The 20,246-nt window shown below is 59.7% G+C and carries 17 protein-coding genes; 11 read left to right on the top strand and 6 right to left on the bottom strand.

Annotated elements, in window-relative coordinates:
• Nucleotides 1–10: 10 nt before the first annotated feature.
• The 4 genes from frr to rpsB all read right to left on the bottom strand — a co-directional run bounded on the left by frr (nt 11) and on the right by rpsB (nt 3,311).
• Entirely contained in the window at nt 11–568 is a 558-nt protein-coding gene (gene frr, locus ACP7BN_RS22625; protein WP_042557876.1) for a ribosome recycling factor, read from the bottom strand.
• A complete protein-coding gene (gene pyrH, locus ACP7BN_RS22620; protein ID WP_003172271.1) occupies nt 565–1,308 on the bottom strand; it encodes a UMP kinase in 744 nt (247 codons plus the stop codon). Before pyrH ends, frr begins: the two co-directional genes overlap by 4 nt.
• A gap of 210 nt (nt 1,309–1,518) precedes the next feature.
• Nucleotides 1,519–2,382, bottom strand: coding sequence for a translation elongation factor Ts (gene tsf, locus ACP7BN_RS22615; protein ID WP_420648333.1), 864 nt, complete (start codon nt 2,380–2,382; stop codon nt 1,519–1,521).
• A gap of 191 nt (nt 2,383–2,573) precedes the next feature.
• On the bottom strand, nt 2,574–3,311 hold the full coding sequence (rpsB, locus tag ACP7BN_RS22610) for a 30S ribosomal protein S2 (RefSeq protein WP_426206161.1): 738 nt from the start codon (nt 3,309–3,311) through the stop codon (nt 2,574–2,576).
• 373 nt (nt 3,312–3,684) lie between these two features.
• On the opposite strand from rpsB, the gene map reads away from it, so the two are divergent.
• From map to ACP7BN_RS22590, 4 genes are all read left to right on the top strand, one after another.
• Entirely contained in the window at nt 3,685–4,467 is a 783-nt protein-coding gene (gene map, locus ACP7BN_RS22605; protein WP_426206160.1) for a type I methionyl aminopeptidase, read from the top strand.
• Nucleotides 4,468–4,507: 40 nt separating this feature from the next.
• A complete protein-coding gene (locus ACP7BN_RS22600) occupies nt 4,508–7,210 on the top strand; it encodes a [protein-PII] uridylyltransferase (protein WP_426206159.1) in 2,703 nt (900 codons plus the stop codon).
• A gap of 42 nt (nt 7,211–7,252) precedes the next feature.
• Entirely contained in the window at nt 7,253–8,452 is a 1,200-nt protein-coding gene (gene dapC / locus ACP7BN_RS22595) for a succinyldiaminopimelate transaminase (protein ID WP_426206158.1), read from the top strand.
• Nucleotides 8,453–8,621: 169 nt separating this feature from the next.
• Nucleotides 8,622–9,350: a matrixin family metalloprotease gene (locus tag ACP7BN_RS22590; RefSeq protein WP_426206157.1), complete on the top strand. Its 729-nt coding sequence runs from the start codon at nt 8,622–8,624 to the stop codon at nt 9,348–9,350.
• Nucleotides 9,351–9,356: 6 nt separating this feature from the next.
• On the opposite strand, the gene ACP7BN_RS22585 is transcribed toward ACP7BN_RS22590, so the two are convergent.
• Nucleotides 9,357–10,988, bottom strand: coding sequence for a Na+/H+ antiporter (locus ACP7BN_RS22585; RefSeq protein WP_426206155.1), 1,632 nt, complete (start codon nt 10,986–10,988; stop codon nt 9,357–9,359).
• Between the two features lie 260 nt (nt 10,989–11,248).
• Between ACP7BN_RS22585 and ACP7BN_RS22580 the strand changes: the two genes are divergently transcribed.
• The 4 genes from ACP7BN_RS22580 (at nt 11,249) to ACP7BN_RS22565 (ending at nt 14,360) form a co-directional block, all read left to right on the top strand.
• Entirely contained in the window at nt 11,249–11,557 is a 309-nt protein-coding gene (locus ACP7BN_RS22580; protein WP_426206221.1) for an arsenate reductase, read from the top strand.
• 31 nt (nt 11,558–11,588) lie between these two features.
• The gene (gene dapD, locus ACP7BN_RS22575) at nt 11,589–12,623 is read left to right on the top strand and encodes a 2,3,4,5-tetrahydropyridine-2,6-dicarboxylate N-succinyltransferase (protein WP_420648340.1); all 1,035 of its coding nucleotides are present in this window, start codon (nt 11,589–11,591) and stop codon (nt 12,621–12,623) included.
• A 130-nt stretch (nt 12,624–12,753) separates the two neighbouring features.
• Entirely contained in the window at nt 12,754–13,959 is a 1,206-nt protein-coding gene (locus ACP7BN_RS22570) for an aminotransferase class V-fold PLP-dependent enzyme (RefSeq protein WP_426206154.1), read from the top strand.
• On the top strand, nt 13,956–14,360 hold the full coding sequence (locus ACP7BN_RS22565; RefSeq protein ID WP_426206153.1) for a SufE family protein: 405 nt from the start codon (nt 13,956–13,958) through the stop codon (nt 14,358–14,360). The genes ACP7BN_RS22570 and ACP7BN_RS22565 overlap by 4 nt, the downstream gene beginning before the upstream one ends.
• 132 nt (nt 14,361–14,492) lie before the next feature.
• Here ACP7BN_RS22565 and tcdA read toward each other — a convergent pair whose 3' ends face one another.
• Nucleotides 14,493–15,311: a tRNA cyclic N6-threonylcarbamoyladenosine(37) synthase TcdA gene (gene tcdA, locus ACP7BN_RS22560; RefSeq protein WP_426206152.1), complete on the bottom strand. Its 819-nt coding sequence runs from the start codon at nt 15,309–15,311 to the stop codon at nt 14,493–14,495.
• Nucleotides 15,312–15,525: 214 nt separating this feature from the next.
• Here tcdA and ACP7BN_RS22555 point away from each other — a divergent pair, with 214 nt between their 5' ends.
• From ACP7BN_RS22555 to ACP7BN_RS22545, 3 genes are all read left to right on the top strand, one after another.
• On the top strand, nt 15,526–18,117 hold the full coding sequence (locus tag ACP7BN_RS22555) for a glycosyltransferase (RefSeq protein ID WP_420648344.1): 2,592 nt from the start codon (nt 15,526–15,528) through the stop codon (nt 18,115–18,117).
• A 97-nt stretch (nt 18,118–18,214) separates the two neighbouring features.
• Nucleotides 18,215–19,366, top strand: coding sequence for a succinyl-diaminopimelate desuccinylase (gene dapE / locus ACP7BN_RS22550; protein WP_426206150.1), 1,152 nt, complete (start codon nt 18,215–18,217; stop codon nt 19,364–19,366).
• Nucleotides 19,366–20,175: a putative RNA methyltransferase gene (locus tag ACP7BN_RS22545; RefSeq protein ID WP_426206149.1), complete on the top strand. Its 810-nt coding sequence runs from the start codon at nt 19,366–19,368 to the stop codon at nt 20,173–20,175. The genes dapE and ACP7BN_RS22545 overlap by 1 nt, the downstream gene beginning before the upstream one ends.
• The last annotated feature ends 71 nt before the right edge of the window (nt 20,176–20,246 follow it).

The following is a 20,246-nucleotide window of genomic DNA, read 5'->3' as shown; positions in this document are numbered from 1 at the left end:
AACTCGACCCTTATACGGCCATCAGATCCGCTTCTTTCTGCTTGGTAGCCGCGTCGATATCGGCTTCAGCCTTGTCGGTGAGCTTCTGGATATCGGCAGCAGCACGACGCTCTTCGTCTTCGCTGATTTCTTTGTCTTTAACCAGTTTCTTCAGATCGCCCAAGGCGTCACGACGAATGTTGCGCACGGCAACACGAGCGTCTTCAGCGGCACTGCGCGCCTGCTTGGTGAAGCCCTTGCGGGTTTCTTCAGTCAGGGCAGGCATGGAGATCAGCAACAACTCACCGAGGTTGGTCGGGTTGAGGTTCAGGCCAGCGCTCTGGATTGCCTTGTCGACAGCGGCGAGCATGTTGCGCTCGAAAGCCACGACTTGCAGGGTGCGCGAGTCTTTTACAGTGATGTTCGCCACTTGAGTGATGGAGGTGTCTGCGCCGTAGTACGGCACCATCACGCTGCCCAGAATGCTTGGGTGAGCCTTGCCGGTACGAATCTGACCAAATGCATGGGCCAGAGAGTCCAGGGATTTCTGCATACGCTCTTGAGCGTCTTTCTTGATTTCGTTGATCATTGTTGACCTTCCTCGATCAGAGTGCCTTCAGCGCCGCCATGCACGATGTTCAGCAGGGCGCCGGGCTTGTTCATGTTAAATACGCGCAGCGGCATCTTGTGGTCGCGGCACAGGCAGATAGCCGTCAGGTCCATTACACCCAGCTTGCGATCCAGTACTTCATCGTAGGTCAGATGATCGAACTTCTCGGCATGCGGGTCTTTGAACGGGTCAGCGGTGTACACGCCGTCCACCTTGGTTGCCTTGAGCACGACGTCAGCGTCGATTTCAATGGCACGCAGGCAGGCTGCCGAATCCGTGGTGAAGAACGGGTTGCCGGTACCGGCGGCGAAAATCACCACTTCCTTGGCATTCAGGTGACGCATGGCTTTGCGACGATCGTAGTGATCAGTCACACCGACCATGGAAATCGCCGACATCACGATGGCCGAGATATTGGCACGTTCCAGCGCGTCGCGCATGGCCAGGGCGTTCATCACAGTGGCCAGCATGCCCATGTGGTCGCCGGTAACCCGATCCATGCCAGCTGCGCTGAGCGCTGCGCCGCGGAAAAGGTTGCCGCCACCGATCACCAGACCGACCTGAACACCGATGCCAACCAGTTGGCCGACTTCCAGCGCCATGCGATCCAGAACTTTCGGATCAATCCCGAACTCTTCCGAGCCCATCAGGGCCTCGCCGCTAAGCTTGAGTAGAATGCGTTTATAGCGAGCCTGATAACCACTGCCCTGCTGAGCCATTGCGAATCTCTCCTGCGGCGTATTTTAAAAATTCTTTGCGAGCTGTTTACAGCTGGCGTTCACTCTAGCTTGGCGCTGCTTCAGCGCCATCGGAACATGGCTTTGTAAGTCAGTTCCAAGCGCAAACCAATTAAAAATTGGTAAGCGTATCTGAAAAGAGGCTGCGCGCGTGAGCGGGCAGCCTCTTCAGGGCGACAGTTGAAAACTGTCTTATTGCTTGGCGGCAGCCAGCTGGGCAGCAACTTCTTCAGCGAAGTTGTCGACCGGCTTCTCGATGCCGTCGCCTACTTTGAAGTAGGTGAAGGAAACGATTTCAGCACCGGCTTTCTTGGCCAGGTCGCCGACCTTGATTTCAGGGTTCTTGACGAACGCCTGCTCAACCAGGCTCGCTTCAGCCAGGAATTTGGCGATACGACCTTTGACCATGTTTTCAACGATGTTTTCCGGCTTGCCGGCGATCTTGTCAGCGTTCAGGCTCAGGAAGACGCCTTTCTCACGCTCGACCGCTTCAGCGGAAACTTCCGATGGCAGCAGGAATTCAGGGTTGGTCGCCGCTACGTGCATAGCGATGTCCTTGGCCAGCTCAACGTCGCCGCCTTTCAGGACAACCGCAACACCGATCTTGTTGCCGTGCAGGTAACCACCGACAACATCACCTTCAACGCGCGCCAGACGACGGATGTTGACGTTTTCGCCAACTTTGCCGACCAGTACCAGGCGAGCAGCTTCTTGAGCTTCGATCAGCGGAGCAACGTCAGTCAGTTTGTCGGCGAACGCTTTTTCAACGCTTGCAGCAACAAAGGCCTTGAAGTCGTCCTGCAGAGCCAGGAAGTCGGTCTGCGAGTTCACTTCCAGCAGAACGGCAGATTTGCCGTCTTCTTTCAGAGCGATAGCGCCTTCAGCAGCTACGTTGCCGGCTTTCTTGGCAGCCTTGATGGCGCCCGAAGCACGCATGTCGTCGATGGCTTTTTCGATGTCGCCGTCAGCCTTTTCCAGGGCTTTCTTGCAATCCATCATGCCTTCGCCGGTACGCTCACGCAGTTCTTTGACCAGCGCTGCAGTAATTGCTGCCATTTTCAAATTCCTCTTGGATAGGTTTTCAACCATTCCACCCGATCTATCGGGCGTTCAATTCTTCTCGACCCCATCTTGTAGCCGCTGCAGGTTACAAATACTGCAACTGCGCTGCCGACAATTGGTTTTCGAGGTGGCAAAAAGGGGGCCAAGCCCCCTTTTTGCTTACTGAGTCAACGCCAGGGCGTCAATTACTCAGCTGCAGCTGCCGGAGCTTCTTCGGCGAACTGCTCGGTGCCACCAGCAACGTGGTTGCGACCGCGGATTACAGCGTCAGCCATCGAACCCATGTACAGCTGGATAGCGCGGATGGCGTCATCGTTGCCTGGGATGATGTAGTCAACGCCTTCCGGGCTGCTGTTGGTATCGACTACGCCGATAACCGGGATGCCCAGCTTGTTGGCTTCGGTGATAGCGATGCGCTCGTGGTCAACGTCGATCACGAACAGTGCGTCTGGCAGACCGCCCATGTCCTTGATACCGCCCAGCGAACGATCCAGCTTCTCAAGATCACGAGTGCGCATCAGCGCTTCTTTCTTGGTCAGCTTGGTGAAAGTACCGTCTTCGGCTTGCACTTCAAGGTCACGCAGACGCTTGATGGAAGCACGAATGGTTTTGAAGTTGGTCAGCATGCCGCCCAACCAGCGGTGATCGACGTACGGCGAACCGCAACGTGCTGCTTCTTCAGCAACGATCTTGCCAGCGGAACGCTTGGTGCCGACGAACAGAATCTTGTTTTTGCCCTGGGCCAGACGCTCTACGAAAGTCAGAGCTTCGTTGAACATTGGCAGGGTTTTTTCAAGGTTGATGATGTGAATCTTGTTACGCGCGCCGAAAATGTATTTACCCATTTTCGGGTTCCAGTAACGGGTTTGGTGACCGAAGTGCACACCGGCCTTCAGCATATCGCGCATATTGACTTGGGACATGATAGTTCCTTGATAAGTCGGGTTGGGCCTCCACGCATCCCAATGACCAACCAGTGATCCGAAGATCAAAGGCACCCAGGCCATCGTGTCGACACGTGTGTGGGTTAGTGCTCTCGGAGGTATCCCCGGAAAGCGGCGCATTTTATACCACAGCGATGGCAGAAACGGAACACGGAATCTGCATTCGCGTCAGGCACATGCGCGCCGGCCCCTTGGAATCGGCACAAGGCGCACCATTGTATAGGGACAAGCGATGCACGCAGGGGCGGATTTGCCCCTTTGGTCTGTTAGAATCGCGTTTTTCAGGGTCGCAAAATGCACACCCGCACCCTATCCGTATCAGCCAGCGCCGCCGAGCGCAGAGAGAGCCTGTATGACCGTCACCCTCAAAACCCCCGAGGACATCGCTGCCATGCGTGTCGCCGGCAAACTGGCCGCCGAAGTGCTGGAAATGATTGCCGAACACGTCAAACCGGGCATTACCACCGATGAGCTGAACCAGATCTGCCACGACTACATTGTCAATGTGCAGCAGGCCATCCCTGCCCCGCTCAACTACAAGGGTTATCCGAAGTCCATTTGCACCTCGATCAACCACGTGGTCTGCCACGGCATTCCGAATGACAAACCGCTGAAAAACGGCGACACACTGAACATCGACGTGACCGTGATCAAGGACGGCTACCACGGCGACACCAGCCGCATGTTCCACGTCGGCACTGTCCCGGTGTGGGCCGAGCGTCTGTCGCAAGTGACTCAGGAATGCATGTACAAGGCGATCGAAATCGTCAAACCCGGCTGCCGCCTCGGCGACATCGGTGAAGTGATCCAGAAACACGCGGAAAAAAACGGTTTCTCGGTGGTGCGCGAGTTCTGCGGCCACGGCATCGGCAAGGTGTTTCACGAAGAACCGCAGATCCTGCACTACGGCCGCGCCGGCACCGGCATGGAACTGAAGGCCGGCATGACCTTCACCATCGAGCCGATGATCAACCAGGGCAAGGCCGACACCAAAGTGCTGGGCGACGGCTGGACCGCGATCACCAAGGATCGCAAGCTGTCGGCGCAGTGGGAACACACCCTGGTGGTGACTGACACTGGCTACGAGATCTTCACCTTGCGCAGCGATGACACCATCCCGCGCGTATCGGCCTGATCCACACACCGCTCCCAGCCTATAGAAGGAAAGCCAATCGATGCCGCAGGTGGATCCCGAACTCTTCGACCGCGGCCAGTTCCAGGCTGAACTGGCCCTGAAAGCGAGCCCCATCGCGGCGTTCAAGAAGGCTATCCGCCAGGCCCGCGAAGTGCTCGACGCACGTTTTCGCAGCGGCCGTGACATTCGCCGGCTGATCGAAGACCGCGCTTGGTTCGTCGATAACATCCTGCAAAAGGCCTGGAGCCAATTCGACTGGAGCGAAGACGCCGACATCGCGCTGGTCGCGGTCGGCGGCTATGGCCGTGGCGAGTTGCACCCGTATTCCGACATCGACTTGCTGATCCTGCTGGACAGTGCCGACCACGAAGTTTTTCGTGATTCCATCGAGCGTTTTCTGACGCTGCTGTGGGACATAGGCCTGGAAGTCGGTCAGAGCGTTCGTTCGGTGGATGAATGCGCCGTTGAGGCCCGCGCCGACCTGACGGTGGTCACCAACCTGATGGAAAGCCGCACCATCTGCGGCCCCGAGCGCTTGCGTCAGCGCATGCTCGATGTCACCAGCACCGCACATATGTGGCCGGCCAAGGAATTCTTCCTGGCCAAACGCGCCGAGCAAAAAGCCCGCCACCACAAGTACAACGACACCGAATACAACCTCGAACCCAACGTCAAAGGCTCGCCCGGTGGACTACGCGATATTCAGACGATTCTCTGGGTCGCGCGGCGTCAGTACGGAACCTTGAACCTGCGCGCACTGGCCGGCGAAGGCTTTCTGGTCGAGAGCGAAAACGCTCTGCTCGCCTCCTCCCAGGAATTTCTGTGGAAAGTGCGCTACGCCCTGCACATGCTCGCAGGGCGTTCCGAAGATCGGCTGCTGTTCGATCATCAGCGCTCGATCGCTACGCTGCTCGGCTTTGAAGGCGATGACGCCAAGCAAGCCATCGAAAACTTCATGCAGCAGTACTACCGGGTGGTGATGAGCATCGCCCAGCTCAGCGACCTGATCATCCAGCACTTCGAGGAAGTCATTCTCGCGCCGGAAGACGAAGCGCCGCCGCAGCCGATCAATTCGCGTTTCCAGTTGCATGACGGTTACATCGAGGCACGCAACGACTACGTGTTCCGCCGCACCCCGTTCGCCATGCTCGAGATTTTCGTGCTGATGGCGCAGCAGCCGGAAATCAAAGGCGTGCGCGCCGATACCATCCGTTTGCTGCGCGAAAACCGCCATCTGATCGATGACGATTTTCGTAATGACATCCGTAATACCAGCCTGTTTATCGAACTGTTCAAATGCAAGATCGGCATTCACCGCAATCTGCGGCGGATGAACCGCTACGGCATTCTCGGGCGCTACCTGCCGGAGTTCGGCTTTATTGTCGGGCAGATGCAGCACGACCTGTTCCACATCTATACCGTCGATGCGCACACGCTGAATCTGATCAAGCACCTGCGCAAGTTGCAGTACACACAGGTCTCGGAGAAATTCCCGCTGGCCAGCAAGCTGATGGGCAAACTGCCGAAACCCGAGCTGATCTATCTGGCCGGCCTGTATCACGACATCGGCAAGGGCCGGCATGGTGATCACTCGGAAATCGGCGCAGTCGATGCCGAGGCGTTCTGCCAGCGCCATCAGTTGCCGTTGTGGGACAGTCGCCTGATTGTGTGGCTGGTGCAAAACCATCTGGTGATGTCGACCACCGCTCAGCGCAAGGACCTGTCCGACCCGCAGGTGATTCACGATTTCGCCCTGGCGGTGGGCGACGAAACGCGCCTCGACTACCTGTACGTGCTGACCGTCGCCGACATCAACGCGACCAACCCGACGCTGTGGAACTCGTGGCGCGCCAGCCTGTTGCGCCAGCTCTACACCGAGACCAAGCGTGCCTTGCGTCGCGGTCTGGAGAACCCGGTGGATCGCGAAGAGCAGATCCGCCAGACCCAGAGCGCAGCGCTGGATATTCTGGTACGCGGCGGCACCGATCCGGACGATGTCGAGCAGTTGTGGTCGCAGTTGGGCGATGACTACTTCCTGCGCCACACCGCTGGCGACGTGGCCTGGCACAGTGACGCAATTTTGCAGCAACCGGCCGACGGCGGGCCGCTGGTGCTGATCAAGGAAACCACCCAACGCGAATTCGAAGGCGGCACGCAGATCTTCATCTACGCCCCGGATCAGCACGACTTCTTCGCCGTGACCGTGGCGGCGATGGATCAGCTCAACCTGAACATTCATGACGCGCGCGTCATTACTTCCAGCAGCAAGTTCACCCTCGACACCTACATCGTGCTCGACACCGAAGGCGAATCGATCGGCGACAACCCGACACGGGTCAAACAGATCCGCGAAGGTCTGACCGAAGCGCTGCGCAATCCGGATGACTACCCGACAATTATCCAGCGCCGCGTGCCGCGCCAGCTCAAGCATTTCGCGTTCGCACCGCAGGTGACAATCCACAACGACGCGCAACGCCCAGTGACAGTTCTGGAACTGACTGCGCCTGATCGTCCTGGCCTGTTGGCGCGGATCGGCGGGATTTTCCTTGAGTTCGATCTGTCGCTGCAAAACGCCAAGATCGCCACGCTGGGCGAACGGGTGGAAGACGTGTTCTTCATCACCGACGCGCACAACCAGCCGCTGTCCGACCCACTGCTGTGCAGCCGTTTGCAGGATGCGATCGTCGACCAGTTGAGCGTCAATCAGGAACCCGATATCAAACTGTCGCGCATCAGTATCTGACTGCGCGCCCGGATTAACCGCTTTGCACGAGACCCCGCACCGATGAACAACGCTCTGAACCAGTTGCAGCCCTACCCGTTCGAAAAGCTCCGCGCCCTGCTCGGTACCGTCACGCCAAACCCGGACCAGCGCCCGATCGCGCTGTCCATCGGTGAGCCGAAACACCGCTCGCCAAGCTTTGTCGCCGAGGCGCTGGCGAGCAATCTGGATCAGATGGCCGTGTACCCGACCACGCTGGGCGTTCCAGCCCTGCGCGAAGCCATCGCCGGATGGTGCGAACGTCGCTTCAACGTGCCAGACGGCTGGCTCGACCCGGCACGCAATGTACTGCCGGTCAACGGCACCCGCGAAGCGCTGTTCGCCTTCACCCAGACCGTGGTCAACCGTGGCGACGACGCGCTGGTGGTCAGCCCGAACCCGTTCTATCAGATCTACGAAGGTGCAGCGTTCCTCGCCGGGGCCAAGCCGCATTATCTGCCGTGCCTGGATGAAAACGGCTTCAACCCGGATTTCGATGCAGTCTCGCCAGACATCTGGAAACGCTGCCAGATCCTGTTCCTGTGCTCGCCGGGCAACCCGACCGGCGCGCTGATTCCGGTCGATGTGCTGAAGAAACTCATCGCGCTGGCTGACGAATACGACTTCGTGATCGCCGCCGACGAGTGCTACAGCGAACTGTATTTCGACGAGCAAACTCCGCCGCCGGGCCTGCTCACCGCGTGCGTTGAACTGGGCCGTACAGACTTCAAGCGCTGCGTGGTGTTCCACAGCCTGTCCAAGCGCTCGAACCTGCCGGGCCTGCGTTCGGGTTTCGTTGCCGGTGATGCCGACATCCTCAAGGGTTTCCTGCTGTACCGCACTTACCACGGCTGCGCGATGCCGGTGCAAACGCAACTGGCCAGCGTTGCCGCGTGGAATGACGAAGCCCACGTTCGTGCCAACCGTTCGCTGTATCGCGAGAAGTTCGACGCGGTGCTGGCGATTCTCAGCCCGGTGCTGGATGTTCAGCGTCCAGACGGCAGTTTCTATCTGTGGCCGAACGTACAGGGCGACGATGCAGCGTTCTGTCGCGACCTGTTCGAGCAAGAACACGTGACCGTGGTGCCGGGCTCGTACCTGTCGCGCGATGTCGATGGCGTCAATCCGGGCGCCGGGCGCGTGCGCATGGCACTGGTTGCGCCGCTGGCCGAGTGTGTTGAAGCGGCCGAGCGCATCCGCGATTTCATTCTGCGTCGCAAGTAATCCGCTTAAATCCCATGCCGGACAATCCGGCATGGGATGTTCAAATATGACGTAACAGTTCACACAACTTTGCATTGCACTTCCCTGTCGGCCAGACGTTAGTCTTGAGCCGCGCAGTATGCTGCGCCTGAAAAACGACTGACCCTCAACTTCAAGGATGAAGTTCACCATGTCCAAATTAACAGACTGCCAACTCATTCAATGGCCGGACGATCAAGCGGCTTACATGGCCGCCGTAAATGAAAACCCGGCCAATGCCGGAATAACCAGCGGCACCCGGCGTAAACGCTCGGTATTCAATTATTCAAAACTATGGGCGAATGGTCGGACGTTGAAGATTGCCTTCATGGACGAGCCAGAAGCAGATCTTAAAAACAAGATCATCTCGGCGGCCAGTCAATGGTTGCCGTATATCAACCTCAAATTCGAGTTCGTCGACGACCTCAAGGGCGACATCCGCATTGCCACCCGAAACAATGACAACAGCTCAATGCTCGGTACTGACGCACTGCTGATTCACCCGGACTACCCAACCATGAACCTTGGTGTAAAACCGGAGCACGCAGACTTTGAAGTCATCGTGATCCATGAGTTTGGTCATGCACTGGGCGCGATGCATGAGCACCAGCACCCGCAGGCGAACATTCCATGGGATAAGCCCAAAGTTTACGAGTTCTATCAGAATCGCGAGATGAATCCACTGACGCCGGAGCAAGTCGACAGAAATCTGTTTGCCTCTTTCGACACACTGGACGCGATCTACACTTCTTATGATCGCAGGTCGATCATGCACCACCCAGTGGCGAATACATTGACACTCGGGGACTGGGAAGTGCCGATCAACCGCAAGATCAGCAAGAAAGACAAGCGCCTGATGAAGTTGCTCTACCCGAGATAACAGCCGCTATTTGACCTGTCCCAAGTTGGCCTCGCTCAGATCCAGCTCAGCCAAAACCTCCCGCAGCACATCATCGCCAATCTGGTGCTGGCGACTCAAGTTGTACAACTCAAGGCGCTGCGCCCGCAGCGCCTTGAGTCGCAAGCGGCGTTCCAGCAAATCCATCTGAAACGCCAGCGCCTGCGCTTCGTCCGAATCGTTGAAGACTTCGAGCTGATGACGGTATTCGGACATGATCCGCGCCTTGAGTTCAGCCGCCAGCGCCGCCTCAGCCGCATCTGCCGGCTTGGCTTCTTCGACTTCCAGCGCATGAATAGCCGCTTCGGCAGTCTTGCGCCAGGCGTCACGCACTTCCTGGTGGCGTTTGTCGTCCGGGCTTTTTTCGATGCCGCGCAGCAACAGCGGCAGTGCGATGCAGGCCGCCACCAGCGACAGCAGAATCACCCCGGCGGCGATGAAGATCAGCAGGTCACGCTCGGGAAATGCATCGCTGCCCATCAGCATCGGTACCGACATCACACCGGCCAGCGTCACCGCGCCGCGCACACCGCCAACGGTCAGCAGCCAGCAGGAACGCGCCGTCGGCACTTGCGTCAGATCGCCCTTGCCGCGCAATCGGCGCAACAGAACCGACAAGCGCCAGATGCTTTGCACCCAAATGAATCTCAGCAGCACCAGCGCCAGAAAGATCGCCACCACATCGAGGCAGCGATAGAACAACGTCGGCCACAGCGAGGTTTCGTGGCTGGCCACGGCTTTGATGATGTCCGGCAATTGCAGGCCGAGCAGCAGGAAGATCAGACCGTTGAAAGCAAATTCCAGCAGCGACCACACGCTGCGGTTGAGCAAGCGCGTGCTGGTCTGACGCGGCAGCAGATCAAGCCAGCTCTGCATCATCCCCGCCGCCACCGCTGAAAGAATCCCCGATGCGCCGAGCCGCTCGGCCAGCACATACGCGGCGAATGGCAGCAGCAACATGAACACCACGTGTGTCGCCGGGTCGTCCCAGCCACGAGCGATCATCCAGGCGCGCAGACGCCCGACCAGCCAGCTCAGGGCCACGCCGACCGCCAGTCCGCCGACCGCGACCAGCACAAAAGTCAGGCTGGCATTGGCCAGCGAGAAGGCGCCAGTGATCGCCGCCGCCAAAGCGAACTTGAACGTCACCAGGCCCGATGCGTCATTCATCAGCGCCTCGCCTTGCAACATGTGCATCAGCGGCGTCGGCAAGCGGTTTTGCGCGATGGCGGAAACTGCCACGGCATCCGTTGGCGAAAGCACGGCGGCCAAAGCGAACGCCACTGGCAGCGGAATCGTCGGCAATAACCAATGAATGAAATACCCGGCGCCCACCACCGTGAACAACACCAGCCCCACCGCCAGCGTCAGAATCGGCCCACGCAGCTTCCACAACTCGCGTTTGGGCATGCGCCAACCGTCGGAGAACAGCAGCGGCGGCAGGAACAGAAACAGAAACAACTCGGGATCGAGGGCCACGTGCAAGCCGAGGGTCGGCCAGGCCAGCAAGGCGCCGGCGGCGATTTGCACCAATGGCAGCGGCAGCGGGATAACGCGTCCAACCAGCCGCGAGACGCTGACCAGCATCAACAGGATCAGGACGGTATAAGCGGTTTGCATAAAGCGCAGATCTCAGACAATCGACAGCGTTGAACTGCCATATTAGCGGCTTAGGCTGTGGCTGGCCGTTGCACCTAGGTCGCACAATCGCGAGATCAGGCCGGCAACAACGGGACAAACCCCGGCCAGCGGCGACGCCGAAACCGTTTGGTCATGGCATAATCCGTCACCTTTTCTTTCCGACAACCTGTAAAGGGGGCAATTCCTTGACCGTTTCAAGCAAAACGTTGCACCTTTTCGGCATCAAAGCCTGCGACACCATGAAAAAGGCGCGCACCTGGCTCGATGATCACGCTGTCAGCTACGATTTCCACGATTACAAGACCGCCGGCATCGACCGTGAGCACCTGACCCAATGGTGTGACGAACATGGCTGGCAAACGGTGTTGAACCGCGCAGGCACGACCTTTCGCAAACTCGAAGACGAACGCAAAGCCGATCTCGACCAAGCCAAAGCCATCGAACTGATGCTCGCTCAACCCTCGATGATCAAGCGCCCGGTGCTCGATCTCGGTGACCGAACCCTGATTGGCTTCAAGCCAGATATCTACGCGGCCGCCCTCAAGTAAGCAGCCCGTCATTCTTTGTAGAGGTATTCACATGTCCAATTCCCTGTTCAGTATCGCTTTCGGCGTCGGCACCCAGAATCGTCAAGGCGCGTGGCTGGAAGTGTTTTACGCACAGCCGCTGTTGAATCCGTCGGCCGAGCTGGTTGCGGCTGTTGCGCCGATCCTCGGTTACACCGAAGGCAACCAGGCCATCACCTTCACCACCGCGCAGGCTGCGCAACTGGCTGAAGCGGTGAAGGGCATCGACGCAGTACAAGGCAAACTGCTGACCCGCCTGGCTGAAAGCCACAAGCCGTTGGTCGCCACCCTGCTGGCCGAAGACGCACAACTGACTTCCACGCCGGAGGCTTACCTCAAGCTGCACCTGCTGTCGCATCGTCTGGTCAAGCCGCACGGCGTAAGCCTGGCCGGGATCTTCCCGTTGTTGCCGAACGTAGCGTGGACCAGCCAGGGCGCGATCGACCTGGCCGAACTGGCTGAAATGCAACTCGAAGCGCGTCTGCGCGGCGAGCTGCTGGAAGTGTTCTCGGTGGACAAATTCCCGAAAATGACCGACTACGTGGTTCCGGCTGGCGTGCGTATCGCTGACGCCGCGCGTCTGCGCCTGGGCGCCTATGTCGGTGAAGGCACCACCGTGATGCACGAAGGTTTCATCAACTTCAACGCTGGCACCGAAGGCCCAGGCATGATCGAAGGCCGCGTATCCGCCGGCGTATTCGTCGGCAAGGGTTCGGACCTGGGCGGCGGCTGCTCGACCATGGGCACCCTGTCGGGCGGCGGCAATATCGTGATCAAGGTTGGCGAAGGCTGCCTGATCGGCGCCAACGCCGGTATCGGTATTCCGCTGGGCGACCGCAACACCGTCGAGTCGGGCCTGTACGTGACCGCCGGCACCAAAGTCGCGCTGCTGGACGAGAACAACAATCTGGTCAAAGTTGTAAAAGCACGTGATCTGGCTGGTCAGACCGACCTGCTGTTCCGTCGCAATTCGGAAACCGGTGCCGTGGAATGCAAAACCCACAAATCGGCCATCGAGCTGAACGAAGCGCTGCACGCTCACAACTAAGCAGCTGCGTTGCCTATGTAGAAGTGAGCTTGCTCGCGAATTTTCGGCGTCCTCAAGGACGCCATCGCGGGCAAGCCCGCTCCCACAGGGTTCGGCGTTAACCCGCCCATCTTCACAAGGGCTAGAAACCGTGATGATTCCCTCCCCGTGGCGCGCCGATTTCCCGGCCATCGCCGCTCTGCAACGGCAAGACCAGACCTATCTGGACAACGCCGCCACCACGCAAAAACCCCAAGCCCTGCTCGATGCGTTGACGCATTACTACGCCAACGGCGCAGCCAATGTGCATCGCGCACAACACCTGCCCGGCGCCCACGCCACGCAGGCCTTCGAGGACAGTCGGCTCAAGGTTGCGCAATGGCTGAATGCCGGAGACAGCGGGCAGATCATCTTCACCCACGGCGCCACCAGTGCGCTGAATCTCCTGGCCTATGGCCTGGAACATCTATTCCATCCGGGCGATGAAATTGTCATCAGCGCTCTGGAGCATCACGCCAATCTGCTGCCGTGGCAGCAACTGGCACAACGTCGTGACCTGAAACTGGTGGTCCTGCCGCTGGACGCTGACGGCGTGATCGACCTTGGCGCCGCGCTGCGCCTGATCACCCCGCGGACGCGCTTGCTGGCGGTCAGTCAGTTGTCCAACGTACTCGGTGCCTGGCAACCGTTGCCGGCCCTGCTGGCGATGGCCAAGGCGCAGAACGCGCTGACCGTGGTCGATGGTGCGCAAGGCGTCGTCCACGGCCGGCATGACATGCAGGCGCTGGGTTGCGATTTTTACGTGTTTTCCAGCCACAAGTTGTATGGCCCTGATGGCGTCGGCGTGCTGTTCGGGCGCAACGCTGCGCTGGAGCGACTGCGCCCGTGGCAATTCGGCGGCGAAATGGTGCTGGAAGCCAATTATCACGATGCGCGTTTCCGTGCGGCACCGCTGGGTTTCGAGGCCGGGACGCCGCCGATTGCCAGCGTGATCGGCCTCGGCGCAACGCTCGATTATTTGACGGGCCTGGATCAGGACGCGGTGTCAGTCCACGAGGCGGCGCTGCATGACTACTTGTTGCGTGGCCTCGCTGCGCGCAATGGCATTCGTCTGCTGGGCAAGCCGCAACTGGCGCTGGCAAGTTTTGTCGTCGCAGGTGTGCATAACGCCGATCTCGCGCATTTGCTGACCGAGCAAGGCATTGCCGTGCGCGCCGGGCATCACTGCGCGATGCCGCTGCTGAAAAGTTTTGAATTGGCCGGGGCGATTCGGGTTTCGCTGGCGCTGTACAACGATTCCGAGGATCTGGAGCGCTTTTTCGAGGCGTTGGATCAGGCGCTGGAGTTGCTGCGATGAGTTTGCCGGTCGAGGCCGCAGAAGCATTACAGACTTTTCAAAACGCCGCCGGCTGGGAACAACGCGCGCGACTGCTGATGCAGTTTGGTGATCGTCTGCCAGCGTTGAGCGATGCAGACAAGGTTGAGGCCAACCGTGTGCATGGCTGTGAAAGCCAGGTATGGCTGGTCGGTGAGTTGCACGACGGGCACTGGCAATTCAGCGCCAGCAGCGATGCACGGATGATTCGCGGGTTGGTGGCGTTGTTGCTATTGCGGGTCAACGGGCTGACGGCTACCGAGTTGCAGCAGGTGGATTTGCCGGAGTGGTTCAATCACCTCGGCCTTTCGCGCCAGTTGTCGCCTTCACGCAGTAATGGCCTGAATGCTGTGCTCAAGCGGATGAATGAGTTGGCCGGTTAATCGCCATCGCTGGCAAGCCAGCTCCCACAGGATTCTATGGTGCTCACAGATCCAGTGAACTCACTGCAATACCTGTGGGAGCTGCGGTGCGACGATTCGACTTGCCAGCGATGAGGCCATTAGCCTCAGCACTTAAGCTTCAGGTTTAACCCGCTCTGCCGGGCGTCGCACGCCCGCCACAATCTTATCCACAGCCTTGGTCGCCGCGACCATACCAAACGTCGCCGTGACCATCATCACCGCACCAAACCCTCCGGCGCAGTCGAGCTTCACCCCGTCACCGACAAAACTCTTTTGCAAACAGATGCTGCCATCCGGTTTCGGGTAGCGCAGTTGCTCTGTGGAAAACACGCACGGCACGCTGTAATGGCGGGTCATGGTGCGCGAGAAGCCATAGTCGCGACGCAACGTGGAACGGACTTTCGAGGCCAGCGGATCGTTGAACGTGCGGTTCAAGTCGCAGACCTGGATCAGCGTCGGATCAATCTGCCCGCCCGCGCCACCAGTGGTGATGATCTGGATCTTGCGCCGCTTACACCAGGCGATCAGCGCAGCCTTGGCGTTGACGGCGTCGATGCAATCGATCACACAGTCGATGTTCGGCGTGATGTATTCGGCCATCGTGTCGCGGGTAACGAAGTCCGCCACTGCGTGCACCGTGCAATTCGGGTTGATCCCGCGCAGGCGCTCGGCCATCACTTCGACCTTGGGTTTGCCGACCGTGCTGTCGAGTGCGTGCAACTGACGGTTGGCGTTGCTCACGCAAACGTCGTCGAGGTCGAACAGCGAAATCTCGCCCACGCCGCAGCGGGCCATGGCTTCCGCCGCCCAGGAACCGACGCCACCGACGCCGACGATCGCCACATGGGCCGCACGCAGGCGCGCCAGGCCCTCGATGCCATACAAACGGGCGATGCCTGCAAACCGCGGATCTTCTGTACTCATGACCATTACCCCAAAAACCGGCGCGCATTATAGGGCTACCCGGCGACAAGTATTAACCTTCGAGCTAAAAGTGTAAGAACTTAAGTCAAAGTGGATTGCCCAACGTCAGGCATTTCCCTGCGTGTTGTATGACTCTGGGAAGTGCCGGTGTAGGATGCGCGCCCTCTTGGCGTCATCCAGCCGATCCTTCGTTCCACAGCCTTTGGAACCTGATACAGCTATGTCATCGCGTAAATTTGGACTCAACCTGGTGGTGGTTCTGGCAATCGCCGCCCTGTTCACCGGCTTCTGGGCGCTGATTAACCGCCCGGTCTCCGCGCCCAACTGGCCGGAGCAGATATCCGGTTTCTCTTATTCGCCGTTCCAGCAGGGCCAATTCCCACAGAAGGATCAGTTTCCTTCTGACGAGGAAATGCGCCGCGATCTGGAAATCATGAGCAAGCTCACGGACAACATCCGGACTTACTCGGTCGACGGCTCGCTGCAGGACATCCCGAAACTCGCCGAGGAATTCGGCCTGCGCGTGACCCTGGGAATCTGGATCAGTCCGGACCAGGAGCGCAACGAACGCGAGATCGTGCGCGCCATCGAACTGGCCAATACTTCGCGCAGCGTAGTGCGTGTGGTGGTGGGTAACGAGGCGATTTTCCGCAAGGAAATCACCGCCACCGAACTGGCGATGATTCTCGACCGCGTGCGCGCGGCAGTCAAAGTGCCGGTGACCACTTCCGAGCAGTGGCACGTCTGGGAAGAACACCCGGAACTGGCCAAGCACGTCGACCTGATCGCCGCCCACGTTCTGCCCTACTGGGAGTTTATTCCGGTGGACAAGGCCGGGCAGTTCGTTCTCGACCGCGCCCGCGATCTGAAAAAGATGTTCCCGAAAAAACCGCTGCTGCTGTCCGAGGTCGGCTGGCCGAGCAACGGGCGCATGCGCGGTGGCGCCGATGCGTCGCCGGCAGATCAGGCGATCTACCTGCGCACGCTGGTCAACAAGCTCAACCGCCAAGGCTTCAACTACTTCGTGATCGAAGCGTTTGACCAGCCGTGGAAGGCCAGCGACGAAGGTTCGGTGGGCGCCTACTGGGGCGTGTTCAACGCCGCGCGTCAGCAGAAATTCAACTTCGAAGGTCCGGTGGTCGCGATTCCGCAATGGCGCGTGCTGGCGGTCGGTTCGGTGGTATTGGCGCTGTTGTCGCTGACCCTGCTGATGATCGACGGCTCGGCCCTGCGTCAGCGCGGTCGCACCTTCCTGACCTTTACCGCGTTCCTGTGCGGTTCGGTGCTGGTGTGGATCGGTTACGACTACAGCCAGCAATACAGCACGTGGTTCAGCCTGACCGTGGGCTTCCTGCTGGCGCTCGGTGCGCTCGGGGTGTTCATCGTGTTGCTCACCGAGGCGCATGAACTGGCCGAAGCGGTCTGGACGCACAAGCGCCGCCGCGAGTTTCTGCCGGTGCTCGGCGACTCGGACTATCGACCGAAAGTCTCGATCCACGTGCCGTGCTACAACGAGCCGCCGGAGATGGTCAAACAGACTCTCGACGCCCTGGCCGCGCTCGATTACCCGGACTACGAAGTCCTGATCATCGACAACAACACCAAGGACCCGGCAGTGTGGGAGCCGGTGCGCGATTACTGCGAAACGCTTGGCCCGCGCTTCAAGTTCTTCCACGTTGCGCCATTGGCCGGGTTCAAGGGCGGCGCGCTGAATTACCTGATTCCGCATACCGCCAAGGATGCCGAAGTGATCGCGGTGATTGACTCCGATTACTGCGTGCACCCGAACTGGCTCAAGCACATGGTGCCGCACTTCGCCGACCCGAAGATCGCTGTGGTGCAGTCGCCGCAGGATTATCGCGACCAGAACGAAAGTACCTTCAAAAAGCTCTGCTACGCCGAGTACAAAGGCTTCTTCCACATCGGCATGGTCACCCGCAACGACCGCGACGCGATCATCCAGCACGGCACCATGACCATGACCCGCCGCTCCGTGCTCGAGGAACTTGGCTGGGCTGACTGGTGCATCTGTGAAGACGCCGAACTCGGTCTGCGCATTTTCGAAAAAGGCCTGTCGGCGGCGTACTACCCCGACAGCTACGGCAAGGGCCTGATGCCGGATACCTTCATCGACTTCAAGAAACAGCGTTTCCGCTGGGCTTACGGTGCGATCCAGATCATCAAGCGTCACACCCGCAGCCTGCTGCGCGGCCAGGACACCGAACTGACGCGCGGCCAGCGTTATCACTTCCTCGCGGGCTGGTTGCCGTGGGTCGCGGATGGCATGAACATCTTCTTCACCGTCGGCGCCCTGTTGTGGTCGGCGGCGATGATCATCGTGCCGCAGCGGGTCGATCCGCCGTTGCTGATTTTCGCGATCCCGCCACTGGCGCTGTTCGTGTTCAAGGTCGGCAAGATCATCTTCCTTTATCGTCGCGCGGTTGGCGTGAATCTGAAGGATGCGTTCTGCGCGGCACTGGCCGGGTTGGCGTTGTCGCACACCATCGCCAAAGCGGTGTTGTACGGGTTCTTCACCAGCAGCATTCCGTTCTTCCGCACGCCGAAAAACGCTGACAATCATGGTTTCTGGGTAGCGATTTCCGAAGCGCGCGAAGAGATGTTCATCATGCTGCTGTTGTGGGGCGCGGCGCTGGGGATCTTCCTCGTGCAGGGCCTGCCGAGCAACGACATGCGCTTCTGGGTGACGATGTTGCTGGTGCAGTCGCTGCCGTACCTGGCGGCACTGATCATGGCGTTCCTGTCGTCGCTGCCAAAACCGGCGCCGGCGCCTCAGCCTGTGCCGGCCGTCTAAATCCTCACCGATGCACTAAACGGCGGCCAATGGTCGCCGTTTTGCTTTAAGATAACCGCCATTTTGCGCGCCTTGCCCCCAGCTTTCGGAGTTTTCCATGACGGCCCACGCCGACCTTTCGCCGACCCTTCAACTCGCCATCGACCTGATCCGCCGTCCGTCCGTGACGCCGGTCGACGCCGATTGCCAGAAGCAGATGATGCAGCGCCTGGGCGATGCCGGTTTTACCCTCGAACCAATGCGCATCGAGGATGTGGATAACTTCTGGGCCACTCACGGCAATAACGACGGCCCGGTGCTGTGCTTCGCCGGCCACACCGACGTGGTACCCACCGGCCCGGTCACCGCGTGGCAGATCGACCCGTTCAACGCGCTGATCGATGAACACGGCATGCTTTGCGGCCGTGGCGCGGCGGACATGAAAGGCAGCCTGGCGTCGATGACCGTCGCCGCTGAGCGTTTTGTCGCCGACTACCCGAACCACAAAGGCAAGGTCGCGTTCCTGATCACCAGCGACGAAGAAGGCCCGGCGCATCACGGCACCAAGGCTGTGGTCGAACGCCTCGCCGCGCGCAACGAGCGTCTGGACTGGTGCATCGTCGGCGAACCGTCGAGCACCACGCTGGTTGGTGACGTTGTGAAAAACGGTCGTCGCGGTTCGCTGGGCGCCAAGCTCACCGTCAAAGGCATTCAGGGCCACGTCGCCTACCCGCATCTGGCAAAAAACCCGATCCACCTCGCGGCCCCGGCGCTGTCTGAGCTGGCCGCCGAGCATTGGGATCACGGCAACGATTTCTTCCCGCCGACCAGTTTCCAGATTTCCAACGTCAATTCCGGCACCGGCGCGACCAACGTGATTCCGGGTGATCTGGTGGCGGTGTTCAACTTCCGTTTCTCCACCGAATCCACCGTCGAAGGCCTGCAAAAGCGCGTTGCCGATATCCTCGACAAGCATGGTCTGGACTGGCATATCGACTGGGCATTGTCCGGTCTGCCATTCCTCACCGAGCCGGGCGCGCTGCTCGATGCCGTGGCATCGAGCATCAAGGACATCACCGGTCGCGAGACCAAGGCGTCTACCAGCGGCGGCACGTCCGATGGCCGCTTTATCGCGACCATGGGTACGCAGGTTGTCGAACTGGGGCCGGTCAACGCGACCATTCACCAGGTCAATGAACGCGTGCTGGCCGCCGATCTCGACGTGTTGACTGAAATCTACTACCAGACCCTGATCAAGTTGCTCGCCTGATGCTCGCGTGCCCGATTTGCAGTGCGCCGCTGAGCGCGGTGGACAACGGCGTGGCCTGCCCCGCCGGACATCGCTTCGACCGAGCGCGCCAGGGTTACCTGAATTTGCTGCCGGTGCAGCACAAGAACAGCCGCGATCCTGGCGACAATCAGGCGATGGTCGAGGCGCGCCGCGACTTCTTGAATGCCGGCCATTACGCGCCGGTGGCCAAGCGTCTGGCCGAACTAGCGGCGAGTTATGCGCCTGATCGCTGGGTCGACATCGGCTGTGGCGAGGGTTACTACACCGCGCAAATCGCCGATGCACTGCCAAATGCCGATGGTTACGCTTTGGACATTTCGCGCGAAGCGGTCAAGCGCGCGTGCAAACGTAATCCGGCCCTGACGTGGTTGATCGCCAGCATGGCCCGCGTGCCGTTGGCGTCCGGCAGTTGCCAGTTTCTGGCGAGTGTTTTCAGTCCACTGGATTGGGAGGAAGCCAAGCGCTTGCTCAGCGTCGGCGGCGGTCTGATGAAAGTCGGCCCGACCAGCGGCCACCTGATGGAACTGCGCGAACGCCTGTACGACGAAGTGCGCGAGTACACCGACGACAAGCACTTGGCTCTGGTGCCGCAAGGCATGACGCTGGCGCACAGTGAAACCCTGGAGTTCAAGCTGACGCTGGATAAACCTCAGGATCGCGCCAACCTGCTGGCCATGACCCCGCACGGCTGGCGCGCGAGTGCCGAACGTCGCGCGGCAGTGATCGAGCAGGCCGAGCCGTTCGAGACCACGGTCTCGATGCGCTACGATTATTTCGTTCTTCAATAACTTTTGGTCTCGGGCCAATGCCCGGGGCCGGCTAAATCCGCGAATGGATTTTTCAGACCCGCAGTGAGGAC

The sequence above is a fragment of the Pseudomonas sp. TWP3-1 genome (assembly GCF_049896625.1).
Classification (GTDB): Bacteria; Pseudomonadota; Gammaproteobacteria; order Pseudomonadales; family Pseudomonadaceae; genus Aquipseudomonas.
Note: the sequence above shows the minus strand (reverse complement) of the source record. Positions and strands in the feature narration are given on the sequence as shown.